Origin of the sequence: Salmonella sp. SAL4457 (assembly GCF_046548235.1) — a bacterium.
Classification (GTDB): Bacteria; Pseudomonadota; Gammaproteobacteria; order Enterobacterales; family Enterobacteriaceae; genus Salmonella; species Salmonella enterica.
In genome coordinates this window covers 1-234 of sequence record NZ_JBGDZO010001387.1, presented here as the reverse complement: position 1 = coordinate 234, position 234 = coordinate 1, and the positions used below count along the sequence as shown (strand labels likewise).

Below are 234 nucleotides of genomic sequence, written 5' to 3'. Positions count from 1 at the left end.
GCCTGGAGAACCGCGACCTCTGGGAATACAAGCTGAACCTGACGCCCGAGGAGACCGGGCGCATGGTCGAACACGTCTGGGAACTCAAGCAGGTCCGCTTCGACTACTACTTCTTCGACGAGAACTGTTCGTTCCGCCTGCTCGAACTGATGGAGATCGCCCGCCCGGGCATCGAGCTGACCGAGCAGTTCCCGCTTACCGCGATCCCCACCGACACCGTCCGCGCGGTGAAGA

General features: G+C 62.4%; 1 protein-coding gene. It reads left to right on the top strand.

The genetic code is table 11. The features are described 5' to 3' along the window. Nucleotides 1-234 (top strand): DUF4105 domain-containing protein (locus tag ACLJNW_RS28710; protein WP_410962088.1); only part of this gene is annotated, 234 nt, incomplete at both ends.